This window comes from Citrobacter sp. TBCP-5362, from assembly GCF_005406305.1.
Taxonomy (GTDB): Bacteria; Pseudomonadota; Gammaproteobacteria; order Enterobacterales; family Enterobacteriaceae; genus Citrobacter_B; species Citrobacter_B koseri.
The window spans coordinates 214,194-231,787 of the sequence record NZ_CP040234.1; the positions used below are offsets into that span (position 1 = coordinate 214,194).

Genomic DNA, 17,594 nt, shown 5'->3' on the forward strand with positions numbered 1-17,594 from the left:
TTGCCAGAGCGCCGATAACCTTTGACGAGTCCGGGCAGTCACACTCTCATTAACAGGACATCTGAGATGATAAAGCAGGTTATCCAGCAGCTAAGCATTCCTGAGGCAAGCATTGAAAGCTTGCAGGAGCGGCGCTTTTGGTTGCAGTGCGAACGTGCTTACACTTATCAGCCAATCTACCAGACCAACGGGCGATTGATGGCCGTGGAACTGCTGACGGTTGTGGTACACCCGGATAACCCTTCCCGGCGCGTTGCCCCGGATCGCTATTTTGCCGAACTGGCGGTAAGACACCGCGTGGATGTGGTGAAAGAACAGCTCCAGTTCCTGGAGCAGAAAGCCGATTTTTTCATGCGTCATGACCTGCTGGCCTCGGTCAATGTCGATGGCCCGACGCTGATCGCGATGCGTCAGCAGCCAGAGGTATTGAAAACGATTGAGCGCCTGCCCTGGCTGCGATTCGAACTGGTGGAACATATTCGTTTACCGAAAGACTCTTCGTTCGCCTCAATGTGTGAATTCGGCCCGCTCTGGCTGGATGATTTCGGCACCGGCATGGCGAATTTCTCTGCCCTGAGCGAAGTGCGTTACGACTACATCAAAGTGGCGCGGGATCTGTTTGTGATGCTGCGCCAGACGCCGGAAGGGCGAAACCTCTTTACGCTGCTGCTGCAACTGATGAACCGCTATTGCCGCGGCGTTATCGTCGAAGGCGTGGAAACGCTGGAAGAGTGGCGCGATGTACAACGTTCGCCCGCTTTCGCGGCGCAGGGGTATTTTCTGTCGCGTCCTGTTCCGCTGGAGAACCTTGAACAGGTGATCCTGATGCTGTAATACCCGCTGTTTCCCGGAATGGCGCGTCTTTCACGCGGTATTCCAGGACGCAGCCTGCCTCTCTTTTCCGTTTGCTGGACTATCTTTAGGACTGGCAAGGAAAGAAGTGAGGAAGTAAAACATGACGAAAGCAGGCAAAATAACCGCTGCCATATCAGGGGCTTTGTTGTTGTTGATCGTCGTACTCATCGTCCTGATTGCGACATTTGACTGGAATCGCCTCAAACCGGCCATCAACCAGAAAGTCTCTACAGAACTCAACCGGCCATTCGCCATTCGCGGCGATCTGGGCGTGGTGTGGGAACGACAAAAACAGGAAACCGGCTGGCGAAGCTGGGTGCCCTGGCCGCACGTTCATGCCGAAGACATTATCCTCGGCAATCCGCCGGATATCCCCGAAGTCACGATGGTGCATCTCCCGCGCGTTGAAGCCACGCTGGCGCCGCTGGCGTTGCTGACCAAAACCGTCTGGCTGCCGTGGATCAAACTGGTGAAGCCTGACGCCCGCCTTATCCGCCTCTCGGAGAAAAACAATAACTGGACCTTCACTCTTGCGGCTGACGAGAAAAACGATCCCAATGCGCAGCCGTCCGCCTGGTCGTTCCGTCTGGATACGATTTTGTTCGATCAGGGGCGTATCGCCATTGACGATAAGGTCAGCAAAGCCGATATCGAGATCCTGGTTGATCCGCTGGGTAAACCACTGCCTTTTAGCGAAGTCACGGGAGCCAAAAGCAACAACGACAACAACGTGGGGGATTATGTTTTCGGCCTTAAGGCGCAGGGGCGTTATAACGGGGAACCGCTGACCGGCACGGGCAAAATTGGCGGTATGCTGGCGTTACGCAGTGAAGGCGCGCCTTTCCCGGTGCAGGCTGACTTCCGCTCGGGCAATACTCGCGTGGCCTTTGCCGGGGTGGTCAACGATCCGCTGAACATGGGCGGCGTCGATCTCCAGCTTAAGTTTTCCGGCGACTCGCTGGGCGAATTGTACGACCTGACCGGCGTACTGCTGCCGGACACGCCGCCGTTTGAAACGGACGGTCGCCTGGTGGCGAAAATCGATACGGAGACATCCTCAGTTTTTGACTACCGCAATTTTAATGGCCGCATCGGCGACAGCGATATTCACGGCTCTCTTGCTTACACCACCGGCAAGCCGCGCCCCAAACTGGAAGGGGATGTGGAGTCGCGCCAGCTTCGCCTGGCTGACCTGGGGCCGCTGATCGGCGTGGATTCCGGGAAGGGGGCGCAACAGTCGAAACGCGCCGAGCAAAGCAAGGGCGAAAAGAGCATTCAGCCTGCCGACAAAGTGCTGCCTTATGACCGCTTTGAAACCGATAAATGGGACGTGATGGATGCCGACGTGCGCTTTAAGGGCGGGCGCATTGAGCACGGCAGCAGCCTGCCGGTCAGCGATCTCTCTACCCATATCATCCTGAAAAATGCCGATTTACGTTTGCAGCCGCTGAAATTTGGCCTGGCTGGCGGCAGCATTGTCTCCAGCATTCATCTGGAAGGGGATAAAAAGCCGATGCAGGGAAGGGCGAATATCCAGGCGCGTCGTCTTAAACTGAAAGCGCTGATGCCGGATGTCGAACTGATGCAGAAAACATTGGGCGAAATGAACGGTGACGCGGATATCCGGGGAAGCGGCAATTCAGTGGCGGCGCTGTTAGGTAACAGTAATGGCAACCTGAAGCTGCTGATGAACGATGGCGTGATCAGCCGCAACCTGATGGAGATTGTCGGCCTGAACGTGGGCAACTTTATTGTCGGGCAGATATTTGGCGACGATGAGGTACGGGTCAACTGCGCGGCGGCTAATCTTGACATCGTTAATGGCGTTGCGCGCCCGCAAATCTTTGCTTTTGATACGGAAAATGCGTTGGTTAACGTCACCGGAACCGCGAGTTTCGCCTCTGAGCAACTGGATTTAACCATCGATCCAGAGAGCAAAGGGATTCGTATTATTACGCTGCGTTCGCCGCTGTATGTGCGCGGGTCGTTTAAAAACCCGCAGGCGGGGGTGAAAGCCGGGCCGCTGATCGCGCGAGGCGCGGTCGCTGCGGCGCTGGCGACGTTAGTCACGCCTGCCGCCGCGCTTCTGGCGTTGATTTCCCCGTCAGAAGGCGATGCGAATCAGTGTCGGATGATTTTGTCGCAGATGAAGAAATGATGATAGTGCCGGATGGCGGTGTAAACACCTTATCCGGCCTACGGGTGATGGCGGTCAAATCACAACGACTGGTGGCGCGTCTCGTGGGTCAACAGCAGCGCAATCAGCGTCAGGGCGGCCATTGACGCCAGATAGGTGCCGACCGCCGCCAGACCGTAGTTCCCCTGCAACCATGCGGCAATATACGGCGCTACGGACGCGCCAAGAATTGACGACACGTTATACGAGAAGGACGCGCCGGTGTAGCGAACCTCTGTCGGGAACAGCTCCGGCAACAGCGCGCCCATCGGGCCGAAGGTCAGCCCCATCAGACTCAGCCCCAGCAGCAGGAAAACGAATATCAATGCCGGATTACCGGAACCGAGCAACGGTTTAAAGGCAAACAGCGCGAACAGAATGATCATTGTCGTGATAATGATCATGCTCTTGCGGCGACCAAAAGCGTCTGCCAGCAGGCCCGCAACCGGCACCATCACGCCAAAGCCGATCACCGCCAGCATCAACATCCACAACACTTCGTTACGCGGCAAACCGAGCCCCGCAGGGGCGGCTGCGGTACTGTACGTCATGGAATAGACCGTCATGATGTAGAACAGCGTATAGGTCGCCAGCATGATGAATGTCCCGAGTACCGTTACGCGTACGTGCCGGGTCAGCAGGGTGCCCAGCGGGATTTTCACCTGCTTTTTCGCCGCGGCGACCTTAGCGAATACCGGTGTTTCATGCAGCGAGACGCGGACGTACAGGCCGATAATGACCAGCACCGCAGAGAAAATGAACGGTAAACGCCAGCCCCAGGTCATGAACTGCTCATCGGTCAGCAGCCAGGAGAGGAGCAGGAACGTGCCGTTGGCGAAGAAGAAGCCGATAGGCGCGCCAAGCTGCGGGAAAGAGCCGTACAGCGCACGCTTGCGCGGCGGGGCGTTTTCGGTCGCCAGCAGCGCCGCGCCGCCCCATTCTCCGCCGAGACCCAGACCCTGGCCAAAGCGCGCCAGCGCCAGCAGCAGCGGGGCGAAAATGCCAATGGTGGCATAGCCCGGCAGCAGGCCGATCACGACGGTGGAGATCCCCATCGTCAGCAATGACGCCACCAGCGTCACTTTACGCCCGACGCGGTCGCCGAAGTGGCCGAATAGCGCAGAGCCAATTGGACGCGCGACAAAGGCGATGGCGAAGGTGGCGAGGGACTGAAGCGTTGCCGCTGCCGGATCGCCCTGCGGGAAGAAAATATGGGGGAACACGATTACTGCGGCAGTCGCGTAAATGTAGAAGTCGAAGAACTCAATGGCGGTGCCGATGAGGGAGGCAACGACGACTTTATTGCGCGAGTTTACCGGAACGTGTTCCTGTTCGTTGTCGAGTGTGGTGGCGGTTGCTTGCATAGTATTTTCTTATTTTTTGGCGAACGAACGGCCATATTACGCACAGCAAAAGCGACATTTCAATCTGTAACAAAGCGGGATTTCGCTCAAATAATGGTCAAAAAGGGGATAATGTTTAGACCTGCGATTTCACGTCTATGAAATGCTTCACACAATTTTAAACTTAGAGGATAAAACTGGTTTTAGGTTAAATAAAAGTTACGGTCTGGATTTATATGCTGCAATGCGTGCCGTATAAGGCGTAGCGACCTGCCGGGCGGTAGGCCGGATAAGCATCGCGCCATCCGGCATCAAATGATGAACTAGCGGTGGGTTTTCCCTGGCATACGTGGGTCGTCTTTGTATTCGGCGGTGGCTATCCAGGCCGCGCAAAACAGCGTCAGGCGGGCAAAGAAGTAGAAGAACGCCATCAGGCCAAGCACGGAACCGAATGCGGCGCCGGACGGGGATTTCACCAGAGAAGGCAGCGTGTAGGTCATGATTATTTTGATCACCTCAAAACCGATCGCGGCGATAAACGTACCGCGAATCAATGCCTTCTTGCGCGGTCGATGGCGCGGTAGCCGCCAGAAAATCCAGAAGAACAGCAGGTAGTTGGCGAAAATCGAAATGGCCAGCCCAATCAACCGCCAGGCGGGTTTTAGCCACTCAATGCTGTCGAGATACAGCGCGGAGATAATCATCTGCTGCGCAGAACCGGCAATCGAGGTAATGGACAGCGTGATAATTAGCGCAACCAACAGCCCAATCAGCGAGACAAAATCGCGCAGGTATTTTATCCAGATTTTTTCCTGATCCTGCGGGGTGCGCTCCCATACATCCCGCGACTGGGCGCGAATCGCTTCACGCAGGTTGCCCATCCAGTTGATCCCGGAATAGAGCGCAATGCCCAGCCCCACCAGGCCGACGGTGGTGCGCTGCTGAACGGCGGTGTTGATAGTGCTTTTCAGCGTGGACGCCAGCGTAGGGTCGCTGACGTTCATCAGGATTTTATTGAAAATGTCCTCTAATAGCGTGGGATGCGACGCGAGAATAAAACCGGCGGCGGCAAACGACACCATCAGGACAGGGATCATCGACAGAAACGAGAAATAGGTGATAGCGGCGCCAAACTGGTTACCCAGCCGATCGTTAAAACGCTCTGCGGCGCGGATCAGGTGGGCAATCACCGGCTGACGCTGGATTCTCGCTGCCGTCGTGGAGACCGTTTTGAGCGCCTGGGTGGCCTTGTTGTTTGTTTCTGGTTCGTCACGATCGTGCGTCTCCACTTTGGGCACCGGCGCATGGTCGAGTTCCTGAATAGGGCGTTTTACGTCTTTTTCCTGCGTCATCAGGTCGATAGTCCTTCTTTTGTTAACTCTCAGAATAGTATAGCGTGTCAGTCCACGTAGTCTTTCATTACGCCGGTCAGCCACTCCATGAACAGGTGCACCCGGCGGGAGAGGTTGCGGCGATGCGGGTAGAGCAGGGACACCGGCATTGGGTCAGCGCGATACTGCGGCAGGATCTCGATGAGCGTTCCGGCGCGCAATGCCTCGCGAACGCCGATGCGCGGCACCTGAATGATTCCCAGCCCTGCCAGGCAGGCGGCATGGTAGGTCTCGGTGCTGTTGACCGTCAGAATGCCGCCGGTTTTAATCCACTGCGTGCCGTTTGCCGTTGCCACTTCGAAGCCTTGCGGGCGCGTACCCAGATTGACGGAATAATGAACCACCGCATGCGAGGCCAGATCGTCCAGACCTTCTGGGTAGCCAAAGCGCGCCAGATACTGCGGGCTGGCGCAGTTAATGACCGACAGCTTTCCCAACGGGCGGGCGATCAACCCGGAATCTTTTAGTGTCCCGACCCGCACCACGCAGTCGAACCCTTCCCGTATCAAATCCACCAGGCGATCGCTGCTGCTGAGTTCCAGCTCAATACCCGGATACTGCTGTAAAAACGCGGGCAGGCGCGGTATCACCAGGTTCTTGGCGACCCCAACCGGCATATCGACCCGCAGCTTGCCGCTGATGCTGGCCGGGTCGTGCTGGAACAAACCGTCCAGCTCGTCCAGGTTCGTCAGCAGATCTTTCGCACGTTCGTAATACACCATTCCGTCCTGAGTAAGCTGAACCCGCCGGGTGGTGCGGTGCAGCAACTGCGTGCCGAGGTGGTTTTCCAGCGCCTGTATCTGGCGGGATACGCTACCTTTAGGAAGGCCTGATGTTTCGGCGGCGCGGGAAAAACTCTCCAGTTCAGCGACGCGAATGAACAACTGCATTGCGTGAATTTTATCCATCGCGAGGTCCCGGTGTTGTTCTGAATGAAACAGTGAAGCGCATTTCGCTACATTTATTGTTTTTCTAACACCTAATAAGCTCTTTCTCAATCTTCACAACACCTGAAATGAGGTTTCTTATGACGCAACGTATCGCATTAGTGACCGGCGGCAGCCGAGGGCTCGGTAAAAACGCGGCGCTTAAGCTGGCGAGCAGAGGAATCGGGATCATTCTGACGTGGAACAGCAATGAAAAAGAGGCGCAGCAGGTCGTGCATGAAATTACGCAATCAGGCGGGAAAGCCGCAGCATTGCAGTTGAATGTCGGGGATATTTCGGGATTCCCTGCGTTTGTTGAAAAGGTGCGGGAAACCCTGAAAACGGAGTGGCAGCGTGATTCATTTGATTATTTATTGAACAATGCCGGAATCGGCATCAACGCGCCGTATTCGACCTTCACTGAAGCGCAGTTTGACCAGCTTTTGAACATTCAGTTTAAAGGGCCGTTTTTCCTGACTCAGGGGCTGTTACCCCTGCTGAAGAATGGCGGCAGGATCCTCAATGTGTCGACGGGGCTGGCTCGTTTTGCATTGCCTGGCTACAGCGCTTATGCCGCGATGAAGGGGGCGATGGAAGTGCTGACGCGTTATCAGGCAAAAGAGCTGGGCGAACGCGGCATCACCGTGAACATTATTGCGCCGGGAGCCATTGAAACTGATTTTGGCGGTGGCAATGTGCGGGACAATGAACAACTGAATGCGTATATCGCGTCACAAACCGCCCTGGGACGGGTCGGTTTGCCGGACGATATTGGTGATGCCATCGCCGCGTTGCTCAGCGATGAACTGGGCTGGATGACCGCGCAGCGTATCGAAGTGTCGGGCGGCATGTTCTTATAATCAGGATGATAATATTAAGCGGGTGGTTTACACCCGCAACATTAATTTAGATTAAGGATAAACTTATTTCAGAAACGCTGTTTTATTCCTGACGTTAATTTTAATATTCCGCGATGACTGTTCATCGACTTCTCTTTATTTCCCTCGCCGCCCAAAATAAATTTCTCAACCTTTGCGTTATAGTCACTGTAATGCCAAAAAAATCTGTTATATCTATCAAAACAGATAATTAAAATAATATTAAAAGCCTTCTTTATGGAGGGGCTTTTTTAGGGACGATCATGACGAATAACGCTTCGCAGGCGATGCATTCGCCTTTTGAACACTGTCTGGGCATCATCCGTCAGGCGTCAGTGGAGATCCTGCTGCTGCTGGGCGTACATGTTGCGGAAGGAAAAGAACCGCGCTGGTTTATGGAACAACTGGATCAAGCCCGCCTTAATTTAGGCGGCTGGAGCGTGGTGGCAAAAAAATTACATATAAACGATGCGCAACTGAGCCAGTTTATGCTGCATTTGCGACATCTCCAGCAGTATGTTCCGCAATATGACAGCGGGAAGGATGTCAGTGAAAACCAACTGCTTGCCGCCCTGCGTTTTGTGGCGTCGTTGGAACAACTGCGCCAGCGGCAGCCGCTTCTCACTTATCAGACTGATATTGATGCAGGCAATCAGGACGCGCAAATACAGGCCCGGCGTCAGCTGCGGGCGATTGAACTCACGCTGAAAGCGCTTATTTCGCAGGTGTGGCCGGATCGTCATCAGTTGAATAGCTACCTGAAGCTGCATTTTGGCGCCGATCGTCTGCGAGGCTGGTTAAAACTCAGCGAAGGACAGGATGCGCTCAGCGCGATGCTGTTCAGCGAGCTGGCATTGATGGTGGTCGATAAAAAGTCGTTCGCCCGTCACTATTCCGCATTTTTCAAAGACGCGTCTGCGCTGACGCTGTTTGTTGAGCCGCGTACGACCCTGCGTATGTTCCTTGAGGATTGCCGTCAGGCGCGTAACGGCATCATCGCCGGGCAGCCGCTCAGTTCCGTGCAGTTGTCGCTACTGGATTGTCAGTTCCGCCAGATCACCCGCTCGGTACAGCGGGCGTTTAATGAAAAACGCACTCGCATAAACCCGGCTTCGTTTATGGCGTCCGATGAGGGCGTGGTGGAGAAATTCTGGGAGGAGGCGCGAGAAAAAGACGCGCTGGCGGGGGGAGATAACCAGGAAATTGGCGAGAGTATTGAACCACCTCACAAGCGACAGCAGCGGACGGCTGAAGAGCGTGAGCAGCTGATTTCCGGGGTGTTGTGGGGCGGGGTTGGCGCAATGGTGCTGGCGATCCTGGTGGGGGCGTTTTGGTTGTTCAGCTCGCCGCCTCCTTCTGCCGCGCCCGTACAACGCGACGAGGTCATGCAGGATGACGCCCGGCTTGAGGCGCCCTCCGCGCGGGAAACCATGAGCCGCATGGGGATCACCTGGGACCCGTTTAATATGCGCTCGGCGATCGACCGTAATGATACGCGCGTTACGGCGTTGTTCTTACAGGGCGGGATGAACTGGCAGCTGGCCTGGACCGAACAGGCGTTTTCGACGGGCAACGCCGATGTGCTGCAACTGCTGCTACGCTACCCTTCGCTGATGGATGAGGTAAAACCCTGCCGACGCTTCCTGACGTCGCTGAGCCACGCCATGCTGAACGGAGCGTCGCTGACGTCGCTGCATAAAAAGTATCTGCAAAGTTTTTGTACCGTTCCGGCGGTGGTGATGCGCCAGCAGCATGATATGGAGCAGGCCCGGCTGCGTGTTCAGGCCGAGCCCAGCGTGGAAAACAAAAAATGGTTAAAGATTCAGACCGCCATTTATAACGTGATTCGGTAACGCCGCTATGGTTCGCCGTATAAACCAATCAAACGGCGAACCACGCCATTGGTCCAGCCAAACCCATCCTGCAACGGATATTCCCCGCCGCCCCCTTCACGCGGCGTGCCGCAGGCAATATGGTACTTTTCGATCAGTTTATGGTGCTGCTGGTAAAAAATATTGACGGTTTTTAACCAGTTGCGGGCAATTTCATCCCCCAGCATATCGTCGCCGTACAGCTTGAAGCCCTGGATTGCCATCCACTGTAGCGGCGCCCAGCCGTTAGGCTTATCCCATTGCTCGCCGGTTTCATACTCTGTCGCCATGATCCCGCCAGGCGTCAGCAGACGGCTGCGAACGGCGTTAGCGAGGCGGTCTGCCTGCTCGTGAGTCGCCATGCCGACATACAGCGGCACGATACTGGCGGCGGAAAAGAGCGCCATTTGCTCGCGCCGCCAGTCGTAATCCCGATAGCAGCCATTCTCGTCATCCCACAGATAGCGGTTTACGGCGGCGCGGCGATCGCTGGCTTTCTGGCGAAATGCCGCTTCGGTTTCACGGTCGCCTTTCAGGGCGGAAATGTTGGCAATCGCGCTCTCCAGTTTGTAGAGGAAAGCGTTCAGGTCGATGGGGATGAACTGGGTTGTGCGGATGCTGGCCAGCCGGCTTGCATCGCGCAGCCAGCGTGATGAGTAATCCCAACCGGAGGCCGCGCCGGCACGGAGATCCCGGTATACCTCATTGGCCGGACGACCCGAATGTTTGGCGGTTTCCACATCCTCCAGCCACGATTCGTCGCGGGGGGTGTCGCGATCGTCCCAGTAGCGGTTGAGCAGGGAACCGTCCGGCATTCTGATGACATGGCGATAGGCCTGGTTGAGCACCAGAGATTCCGCGCCGTCCATCCAGAAGGCGTACTCCATTTTCAGATGATCCAGATAGCGCCGCGCCCCGCGCACGCCATCCTCTTCGAACAATTCGACCATCAGCGCAAAGACCGGCGGCTGCGAGCGGCTCAAATAATATGTGCGGTTTCCGTTGGGGATGTGGCCGTAATTCTCAATCATCCACGCGAAGTTGTCCGCCATACATTTCAGCAGGTCTTCCCGGCCGCTTTCCGCCAGGCCCAGCATGGTGAAATAGGAGTCCCAGTAGTAGGTTTCGCTAAAACGTCCGCCCGGCACGATATAGGATTGCGGCAGCGCCAGCAGCGAGGACCAGGGAATGTGATCCTGCGGCTCACGCGTCAGCACCGGCCAGAGCTGATCGATATGTTCTTTCAGTGAATTTTCCGGGTTGGAGACATATTCACTGGACCAGGTTTCCGGTAGCCAGAAGTGATTTTCAACAAAGCGCAGCAGGTCAAAGTCGCGGTGTCGTCTGACCTTACGGTAGCGGATCAGAATATCCAGCGGGTCCATTTTTGGCGCGCAGTCGGGGAAAGTTTTACTGTCGGCAAAAAGCCGGGATGATTGCACATGCTCGAACAGCTCAAGATAGCGATCGGCTGGGGTAAGGGCGTCGGAGGCGGGTAGCCCCTCAATCATCTCAGGTTCCGGTTCTGCCTCGATCATTTCATCCAGCTTTAACTCGCACGGATCCGTTTCATAAAGCAGATCGATTTCGATCGTTAATTCGTCGGATGGGGCGGGGTGTAATTTCTGGTTGAGCATAATGAGAAGGACCTCCGGATTGCGTCGTAAATGATACGGGTGTTGCCCGGCTGTCTATTAAGCGTAGACATTCGCTTCGGTATATGAGGTGCAAACTGTGCGATAGATCACGCTTTGTTAATACGTGAAAAAGAGTCTTTAAATATAGATTACTGATAATAATATAAAAAATATGGAATAGCCGTAACAGGAAGATTTTCACTTTCAGAACATTCGATTGCAACGAGTTATGAATACCGACGCCGAAAGACCCTGCTTATAATAGGGGAAAGCTATCTTATCGATAGTTTATCCCCATGTAATTGCTTGATACTTATCAAAAACCCTTCGCCTGTATTTCCTATGATGGCTATGTCTAATAAAGACATACGCCTGATTTATGTTCATCTTCTGGGCCATAATATCTCACTATAGTGAGGGTAAAATAATGAAAATCATTACCCGTCTTACCGCGATAGCCATAGCAGGCATTGCGATTTGTTATTTAGGATTATCTGGTTACGTCTGGTATCACGATAATCAACGTAGTAAAGAAGCTGATGTGCAAGCCTCAACGCTGGAAGACAATAATAAAATCCTGGGTTTTTTGCGGGAAAAGGGATGCGATTATTGTCATACCCCCTCTGCTGAACTGCCTTTTTATTCCTCTTTTCCCGTTGCTAAGCAGTTGATGAATTATGACATTCAACTGGGCTATAAATCTTTCAACCTTGAAGCAGTACGCGCCGCGTTGGTCGCGGATAAACCCGTCACGCAAAGCGATCTGAATAAGATTGAATGGGTGATGCAGTACGAAACAATGCCGCCAACGCGCTATACCGCGCTGCACTGGGCCGGTAAGGTCAGTGATACGGAGCGGGAGGAGATTCTCGGCTGGATCGCTAAACAGCGCGAACGTTACTACGCCAGCGCGGATACGGCGGCGGCGCACCGTAATGAGCCGGTTCAGCCTGTCCCCGAAAAACTGCCGGTTGACGATCAAAAAGTCGCACTGGGTTTTACCCTCTACCACGATGCCCGTTTATCGGGTGACAGCACCATCTCCTGCGCGCATTGCCATGCGCTGAACGCGGGCGGCGTGGACGGCAGGAAAACCTCCATCGGCGTGGGCGGCGCGGTAGGGCCAATCAACGCGCCAACGGTGTTCAACTCGATCTTTAACGTTGAGCAATTCTGGGATGGTCGCGCGCCGACGTTGCAGGCGCAGGCTGGTGGGCCGCCGTTAAACCCGATTGAAATGGCCTCTAAATCCTGGGATGAAATCATTGGGAAACTCGATAAAGATCCGGTGCTAAAACAGCAGTTCACGGCGATATATCCGCAGGGCTTCAGCGGAGAAACGATTACGGATGCCATTGCCGAGTTTGAGAAGACGCTGATTACGCCAAATTCGCCTTTCGATAAGTGGTTACGAGGGGATGAAAATGCGCTGACGGCGCAGCAGAAACATGGCTATGAGCTGTTCAAAGAGAATAAATGCGCGACCTGTCACGGCGGTATTATTCTCGGTGGGCGTTCCTTCGAGCCGTTGGGTCTGAAGAAAGACTTTAATTTCGGCGAAATTACCGCTGCGGACATTGGACGTATGAACGTCACCAATGAAGTTCGCGATAAATTGCGTCAGAAAGTGCCCGGATTACGTAACGTTGCGCTGACCGCGCCGTATTTCCACCGGGGGGATGTGCCAACCCTCGACGGAGCGGTGAAACTGATGTTGCGTTATCAGGTGGGGAAAGAGATTCCGCAGAAAGACATTGATGATATCGTCGCGTTTCTGGAAAGCCTGAACGGGGTGTATACGCCGTATATGCAAGGAAAATAAAAGAATGCCGGATGACGGCTGAAGTTTTATCGGGTCTACGGAAAACCGCATGCGTAGGCCCGATAAGCATAGCGCCATCGGGCATGGCGCCGTAAACGCCTATCCGGCCGACAGGATCGTCACACCATCCGGCGCTTATCGACGATTAACGCATTGTCACGAACTCTTCCGCCGCCGTTGGGTGAATCGCCACGGTGTTGTCGAAGTCTTTCTTGGTGGCGCCCATTTTCAGTGCGACCGCGAAGCCCTGCAACATTTCATCCATCCCGAAGCCGATGCCGTGAATACCGACAATCTTCTCGTCTTCGCCGACGCATACCAGCTTCATGCGGCAGGGCTGACGGTGAGAGGTCACCGCAGTGTACATGGCTGTGAACGATGATTTGTACACTTTCACCTGGTCGTCGCCGTACTGTTCGCGCGCCTGTGGTTCGGTCAGGCCCACGGTGCCAATCGGCGGGTGGCTAAAGACCACGGTCGGAATATTGCTGTAGTCCAGATGCTCGTTCGGCTTGTTGTTGAACAAACGTTCGGAGAGACGACGACCCGCCGCCACGGCGACTGGCGTCAGCTCAACCGCACCGGTGTTATCGCCCACCGCATAAATACCTTCCACGCTGGTATTCTGGAATTTATCGACGACGATGTACCCTTTTTCGTTGGTTTTCACGCCGGTGGTGGCAAGGTTAACGTTGTCGGTTGCCGGTTCGCGGCCAATCGCCCAAATCAGGCAATCCACCGTTTCGCTGCGACCGTCTTCCAGTTGCAGGGTCAGGCTGCCGTCGGCGTTTTTCACCACCGCTTTCGGGATCGCGTGGGTGTGAAGCGTCGGGCCTTCCGTGTTCATCACTTCAACCAGCGTTTCGGTGATCATCGGATCAAAGCTGCGTAGCGGCGCGTGTTTACGCACGAACAGGTGCGTTTGGGCGCCCAGGCCGTTAATTACGCCAGCCAGTTCTACGGCGATGTAACCCGCGCCGACCACCGCAACGCGCTCCGGCAGCGCAGGCAGCGCAAAGAAACCGTCGGAGTCGATACCGTATTCCGTACCCGGAATGGACGGATGGCTCGGGCGACCGCCGGTGGCGATCAGGATGTGATCGGCGGTGATCGTTTCCCCATTCACTTCAAGGGTTCGGGCATCCACGAAGCGGGCGAAGCCTTTGATCACATCCACGTTATTTTTACCCAGCACGTTGTCGTACGAGGTGTGAATACGGTCGATATAGGCCGTGCGGCTGGCAATCAGCGTGTCCCAGTTGAATGCGTTGATGGTGGTGTCAAAGCCGTAGTCCGGGCCGTACATATGGATCGCTTCGCGAATCTGCGCGGCATGCCACATCACTTTTTTAGGGACGCAACCGACGTTGACGCAGGTGCCGCCCAGCTCTTTGGCTTCAATCAACGCACATTTCTGACCGTACATAGCGGCACGGTTAATCGAGGCAATACCGCCGCTTCCGCCGCCGATCGCGATGTAATCATAGTGTTTGGTCATGACCGCTCCTTCATGTTCATTGTAGGGCGAATGAGCGCAATGCCATTCGCCAAAATATTCGCGATTGTATACCTGGAATTAAAAGGTTCCACCGATGGCTGTGATTACTCTGGCACGATCCAGCTGACGGAAGCGTGCCCGGTGCCCGCCGGAACCAGCTTGCTGTGCAGCCACGGCAGCACGTTGTTCATCTGCTGTTCCAGCTTCCACGGCGGGTTAATGACGATCATGCCAGAGGCGGTCATGCCGCGCTGGTCGCTGTCCGGGCGTACTGCCAGCTCAATTTGCAGGATTTTGCGGATTCCGGTGTCTTCCAGGTCGTGAATCATGCGTTTAATTTGCTGGCGTAGCACCACCGGATACCACAGCGCATAGGTGCCGGTGGCAAAGCGCTTATACCCTTCGCTGATGCCGCTGACGACCGCCTGATAATCGGTTTTCATTTCGTAAGGCGGGTCGATGAGGATCAGGCCGCGACGTGTAACCGGCGGCAGTTTGGACTTCAACTGCATATAGCCGTCGGCACGCTCCACGCGGGCGCGGCTGTCTTTTTGAAACTCAGAACGCAGTAGCGGAAAATCGCTTGAATGCAGCTCCGTCAGTTGCAGGCTGTCCTGCTCACGCAGCAGCTGGCGGGCGATGAGCGGGGAACCCGGGTAGTAACGCAGTTGCCCGTTACGGTTAAAGTGCTCTACCACGCCGATATAAGGCTCCAGCTCGGTCGGTAAATCGTCCTGCTGCCAGATGCGGGCGATCCCTTCCATATATTCACCGGTGCGCTCGGCGTGTTCGCCGCTCAGCTGATAACGGCCAGCGCCAGCGTGCGTGTCCAGATAAAGAAACGGTTTCTCTTTCTCTTTGAGCGACTCGATAATCAGGCTCTGAACAGTGTGTTTGAGGACGTCGGCGTGGTTGCCAGCGTGAAAGCTGTGGCGATAACTGAGCATGGGTAATTAAATTCCGCTGAAATAGACGATTTGTCACAGTTTACAGCAGAAAAGGGCAGATTACCCGTAGGCCGGTAAGCGCAGCGCTACCGGGTATTTTTCCGCTACGCTCGCCATTGAAATTCACTACACTTACCCCCATCTGAAACAAATATGCACAGCGCCGGATGCGCGCTTCATTCACCTCATTCAACAGGACAGCGCTTATGACCAATCCATTACTGACGCCTTTCTCGCTACCGCCGTTTTCCCAAATCCAGCCTGAGCATGTGGTGCCTGCCGTGACAAAGGCGCTGAATGACTGCCGTGAAAACGTGGAGCGGGTAGTGGCGCAGGGCGCGCCGTACACCTGGGAAAATCTCTGCCAGCCGCTGGCGGAAGTGGATGACGTGCTGGGGCGCATTTTCTCTCCGGTCAGCCACCTGAATTCCGTTAAAAACAGCCCGGAACTGCGCGAAGCCTATGAGCAGACGCTGCCGCTGCTGTCTGAATACAGCACCTGGGTTGGTCAGCACGAGGGTCTGTACAATGCGTACCGCGACCTGCGCGATGGCGACCATTACGCGACCCTGAACCTCGCGCAGAAAAAAGCGGTTGATAACGCGCTGCGCGATTTTGAGCTTTCCGGTATTGGTCTGCCGAAGGAAAAACAGCAGCGCTATGGTGAAATCGCAACTCGCCTGTCCGAGCTGGGTAATCAGTACAGCAACAACGTGCTCGACGCCACGATGGGCTGGACGAAGTTAGTGACTGACGACGCGGAACTGGCGGGCATGCCGGAAAGCGCTCTGGCCGCCGCGAAAGCGCAGGCGGAAGCGAAAGAGCAGGAAGGCTGGCTGCTGACGCTGGATATTCCAAGCTATCTGCCGGTGATGACCTACTGCGACAACCCGGCATTGCGTGAAGAGATGTACCGCGCCTATGTGACGCGCGCCTCCGATCAGGGGCCGAACGCGGGTAAATGGGACAACAGCCCGGTGATGGAAGAGATCCTCGCGCTGCGTCATGAACTGGCGCAGTTGCTGGGTTTCGACAGCTATGCCTTTAAATCGCTCGCCACCAAAATGGCGGAAAACCCGCAGCAGGTGCTGGATTTCTTAACCGATCTGGCGAAACGCGCGCGTCCACAGGGCGAGAAAGAACTGGCGCAACTGCGCGCCTTCGCGAAAGCGACGTTCGGCGTCGATGAACTGCAACCGTGGGATATCGCGTACTACAGCGAGAAACAAAAGCAGCACCTTTACAGCATCAGCGATGAGCAACTGCGCCCGTACTTCCCGGAAAACAAAGCCGTGAACGGCCTGTTTGAAGTGGTACAACGCATTTACGGCATTACAGCCAGAGAGCGTAACGATGTGGATGTCTGGCATCCCGACGTGCGCTTCTTCGAGCTGTATGACGAAAACAACGAACTGCGCGGCAGCTTCTACCTCGATCTGTATGCGCGTGAGCACAAGCGTGGCGGGGCGTGGATGGATGACTGCGTCGGCCAGATGCGCAAAGCCGATGGCTCGCTGCAAAAACCGGTCGCCTACCTGACCTGTAACTTTAACCGTCCGGTTAACGGTAAACCGGCGCTGTTCACGCATGATGAAGTGATCACCCTGTTCCACGAGTTCGGCCACGGTCTGCACCACATGCTGACCCGCATCGAAACGGCGGGCGTTTCCGGCATCAGCGGCGTGCCGTGGGATGCGGTCGAACTGCCGAGCCAGTTTATGGAAAACTGGTGCTGGGAGCCGGACGCGCTGGCGTTTATCTCCGGTCACTACGAGACCGGCGAACCGCTGCCGAAGGAACTGCTGGATAAAATGCTGGCGGCGAAGAACTACCAGGCGGCGCTGTTTATTCTGCGTCAGCTGGAGTTTGGCCTGTTCGACTTCCGTCTGCATGCGGAATTTAACCCGGAACAAGGGGCGAAAATTCTGGAGACGCTTTCTGAGATCAAAAAACAGGTCGCCGTGGTGCCGGGGCCGTCATGGGGTCGCTTCCCGCACGCCTTCAGCCATATTTTCGCCGGGGGATATGCGGCAGGTTACTACAGCTATCTGTGGGCCGATGTACTGGCGGCGGATGCCTTCTCGCGCTTTGAGGAAGAAGGCATTTTCAACCGCGATACCGGGCAGTCGTTCCTCGACAACATCCTGACTCGCGGTGGTTCGGAAGAGCCGATGGAGCTGTTCAAGCGCTTCCGTGGCCGTGAACCGCAGCTGGACGCGATGCTGACGCACTACGGCATTAAAGGCTGAT

12 protein-coding genes are annotated in these 17,594 nt (G+C 55.4%); 6 read left to right on the top strand and 6 right to left on the bottom strand.

What is annotated here, in order from left to right; translation table 11 throughout:
- The first annotated feature begins 66 nt into the window (after positions 1–66).
- On the top strand, positions 67–834 hold the full coding sequence (gene pdeH, locus FD428_RS00975; protein ID WP_012135651.1) for a cyclic-guanylate-specific phosphodiesterase: 768 nt from the start codon (positions 67–69) through the stop codon (positions 832–834).
- 121 nt (positions 835–955) lie between these two features.
- Positions 956–3,013, top strand: a complete 2,058-nt coding sequence (locus FD428_RS00980) for an AsmA family protein (RefSeq protein WP_114848093.1) — start codon at positions 956–958, stop codon at positions 3,011–3,013.
- Positions 3,014–3,072: 59 nt separating this feature from the next.
- Here the strand turns inward: FD428_RS00980 and FD428_RS00985 are convergent, their stop codons facing one another.
- From FD428_RS00985 to FD428_RS00995, 3 genes are all read right to left on the bottom strand, one after another.
- Positions 3,073–4,395 carry an MFS transporter gene (locus tag FD428_RS00985; RefSeq protein WP_114848092.1) on the bottom strand — a complete coding sequence of 441 codons (1,323 nt, stop codon included), beginning with the start codon at positions 4,393–4,395 and terminating at the stop codon, positions 3,073–3,075.
- Positions 4,396–4,697: 302 nt separating this feature from the next.
- Positions 4,698–5,726, bottom strand: coding sequence for an inner membrane protein YhjD (gene yhjD, locus FD428_RS00990; RefSeq protein WP_012135646.1), 1,029 nt, complete (start codon positions 5,724–5,726; stop codon positions 4,698–4,700).
- Between the two features lie 47 nt (positions 5,727–5,773).
- Complete coding sequence (locus tag FD428_RS00995) at positions 5,774–6,673, bottom strand: LysR family transcriptional regulator (RefSeq protein ID WP_047460427.1); 900 nt, start codon at positions 6,671–6,673, stop codon at positions 5,774–5,776.
- Between the two features lie 119 nt (positions 6,674–6,792).
- Here FD428_RS00995 and FD428_RS01000 point away from each other — a divergent pair, with 119 nt between their 5' ends.
- Both FD428_RS01000 and FD428_RS01005 read left to right on the top strand, forming a co-directional pair.
- Positions 6,793–7,551: an SDR family NAD(P)-dependent oxidoreductase gene (locus FD428_RS01000; protein WP_047460429.1), complete on the top strand. Its 759-nt coding sequence runs from the start codon at positions 6,793–6,795 to the stop codon at positions 7,549–7,551.
- 281 nt (positions 7,552–7,832) lie between these two features.
- Positions 7,833–9,422, top strand: a complete 1,590-nt coding sequence (locus FD428_RS01005; protein WP_114848091.1) for an STY4199 family HEPN domain-containing protein — start codon at positions 7,833–7,835, stop codon at positions 9,420–9,422.
- A gap of 5 nt (positions 9,423–9,427) precedes the next feature.
- Here the strand turns inward: FD428_RS01005 and FD428_RS01010 are convergent, their stop codons facing one another.
- Positions 9,428–11,077 (bottom strand): alpha,alpha-trehalase, encoded by a 1,650-nt coding sequence (locus FD428_RS01010; RefSeq protein ID WP_012135642.1) that lies wholly within the window; start codon positions 11,075–11,077, stop codon positions 9,428–9,430.
- 427 nt (positions 11,078–11,504) lie between these two features.
- Between FD428_RS01010 and FD428_RS01015 the strand changes: the two genes are divergently transcribed.
- A complete protein-coding gene (locus tag FD428_RS01015; protein WP_071259278.1) occupies positions 11,505–12,899 on the top strand; it encodes a cytochrome-c peroxidase in 1,395 nt (464 codons plus the stop codon).
- A 145-nt stretch (positions 12,900–13,044) separates the two neighbouring features.
- Here the strand turns inward: FD428_RS01015 and gorA are convergent, their stop codons facing one another.
- On the bottom strand, positions 13,045–14,397 hold the full coding sequence (gene gorA / locus FD428_RS01020; RefSeq protein WP_114848090.1) for a glutathione-disulfide reductase: 1,353 nt from the start codon (positions 14,395–14,397) through the stop codon (positions 13,045–13,047).
- Between the two features lie 104 nt (positions 14,398–14,501).
- The gene (locus tag FD428_RS01025) at positions 14,502–15,344 is read right to left on the bottom strand and encodes a 23S rRNA (adenine(2030)-N(6))-methyltransferase RlmJ (protein ID WP_114848089.1); all 843 of its coding nucleotides are present in this window, start codon (positions 15,342–15,344) and stop codon (positions 14,502–14,504) included.
- Positions 15,345–15,550: 206 nt separating this feature from the next.
- Between FD428_RS01025 and prlC the strand changes: the two genes are divergently transcribed.
- Positions 15,551–17,593, top strand: coding sequence for an oligopeptidase A (gene prlC / locus FD428_RS01030; protein ID WP_081353211.1), 2,043 nt, complete (start codon positions 15,551–15,553; stop codon positions 17,591–17,593).
- Position 17,594: the final 1 nt, after the last annotated feature.

Excerpts from the sequence above, each read along its gene's own strand:
- pdeH (WP_012135651.1), top strand. The coding sequence starts at position 67 with ATGATAAAGCAGGTTATCCAGCAGCTAAGCATTCCTGAGGCAAGCATT.
- FD428_RS00980 (WP_114848093.1), top strand. The coding sequence starts at position 956 with ATGACGAAAGCAGGCAAAATAACCGCTGCCATATCAGGGGCTTTGTTG.
- FD428_RS00985 (WP_114848092.1), bottom strand. The coding sequence starts at position 4,395 with ATGCAAGCAACCGCCACCACACTCGACAACGAACAGGAACACGTTCCG.
- yhjD (WP_012135646.1), bottom strand. The coding sequence starts at position 5,726 with ATGACGCAGGAAAAAGACGTAAAACGCCCTATTCAGGAACTCGACCAT.
- FD428_RS00995 (WP_047460427.1), bottom strand. The coding sequence starts at position 6,673 with ATGGATAAAATTCACGCAATGCAGTTGTTCATTCGCGTCGCTGAACTG.
- FD428_RS01000 (WP_047460429.1), top strand. The coding sequence starts at position 6,793 with ATGACGCAACGTATCGCATTAGTGACCGGCGGCAGCCGAGGGCTCGGT.
- FD428_RS01005 (WP_114848091.1), top strand. The coding sequence starts at position 7,833 with ATGACGAATAACGCTTCGCAGGCGATGCATTCGCCTTTTGAACACTGT.
- FD428_RS01010 (WP_012135642.1), bottom strand. The coding sequence starts at position 11,077 with ATGCTCAACCAGAAATTACACCCCGCCCCATCCGACGAATTAACGATC.
- FD428_RS01015 (WP_071259278.1), top strand. The coding sequence starts at position 11,505 with ATGAAAATCATTACCCGTCTTACCGCGATAGCCATAGCAGGCATTGCG.
- gorA (WP_114848090.1), bottom strand. The coding sequence starts at position 14,397 with ATGACCAAACACTATGATTACATCGCGATCGGCGGCGGAAGCGGCGGT.
- FD428_RS01025 (WP_114848089.1), bottom strand. The coding sequence starts at position 15,344 with ATGCTCAGTTATCGCCACAGCTTTCACGCTGGCAACCACGCCGACGTC.
- prlC (WP_081353211.1), top strand. The coding sequence starts at position 15,551 with ATGACCAATCCATTACTGACGCCTTTCTCGCTACCGCCGTTTTCCCAA.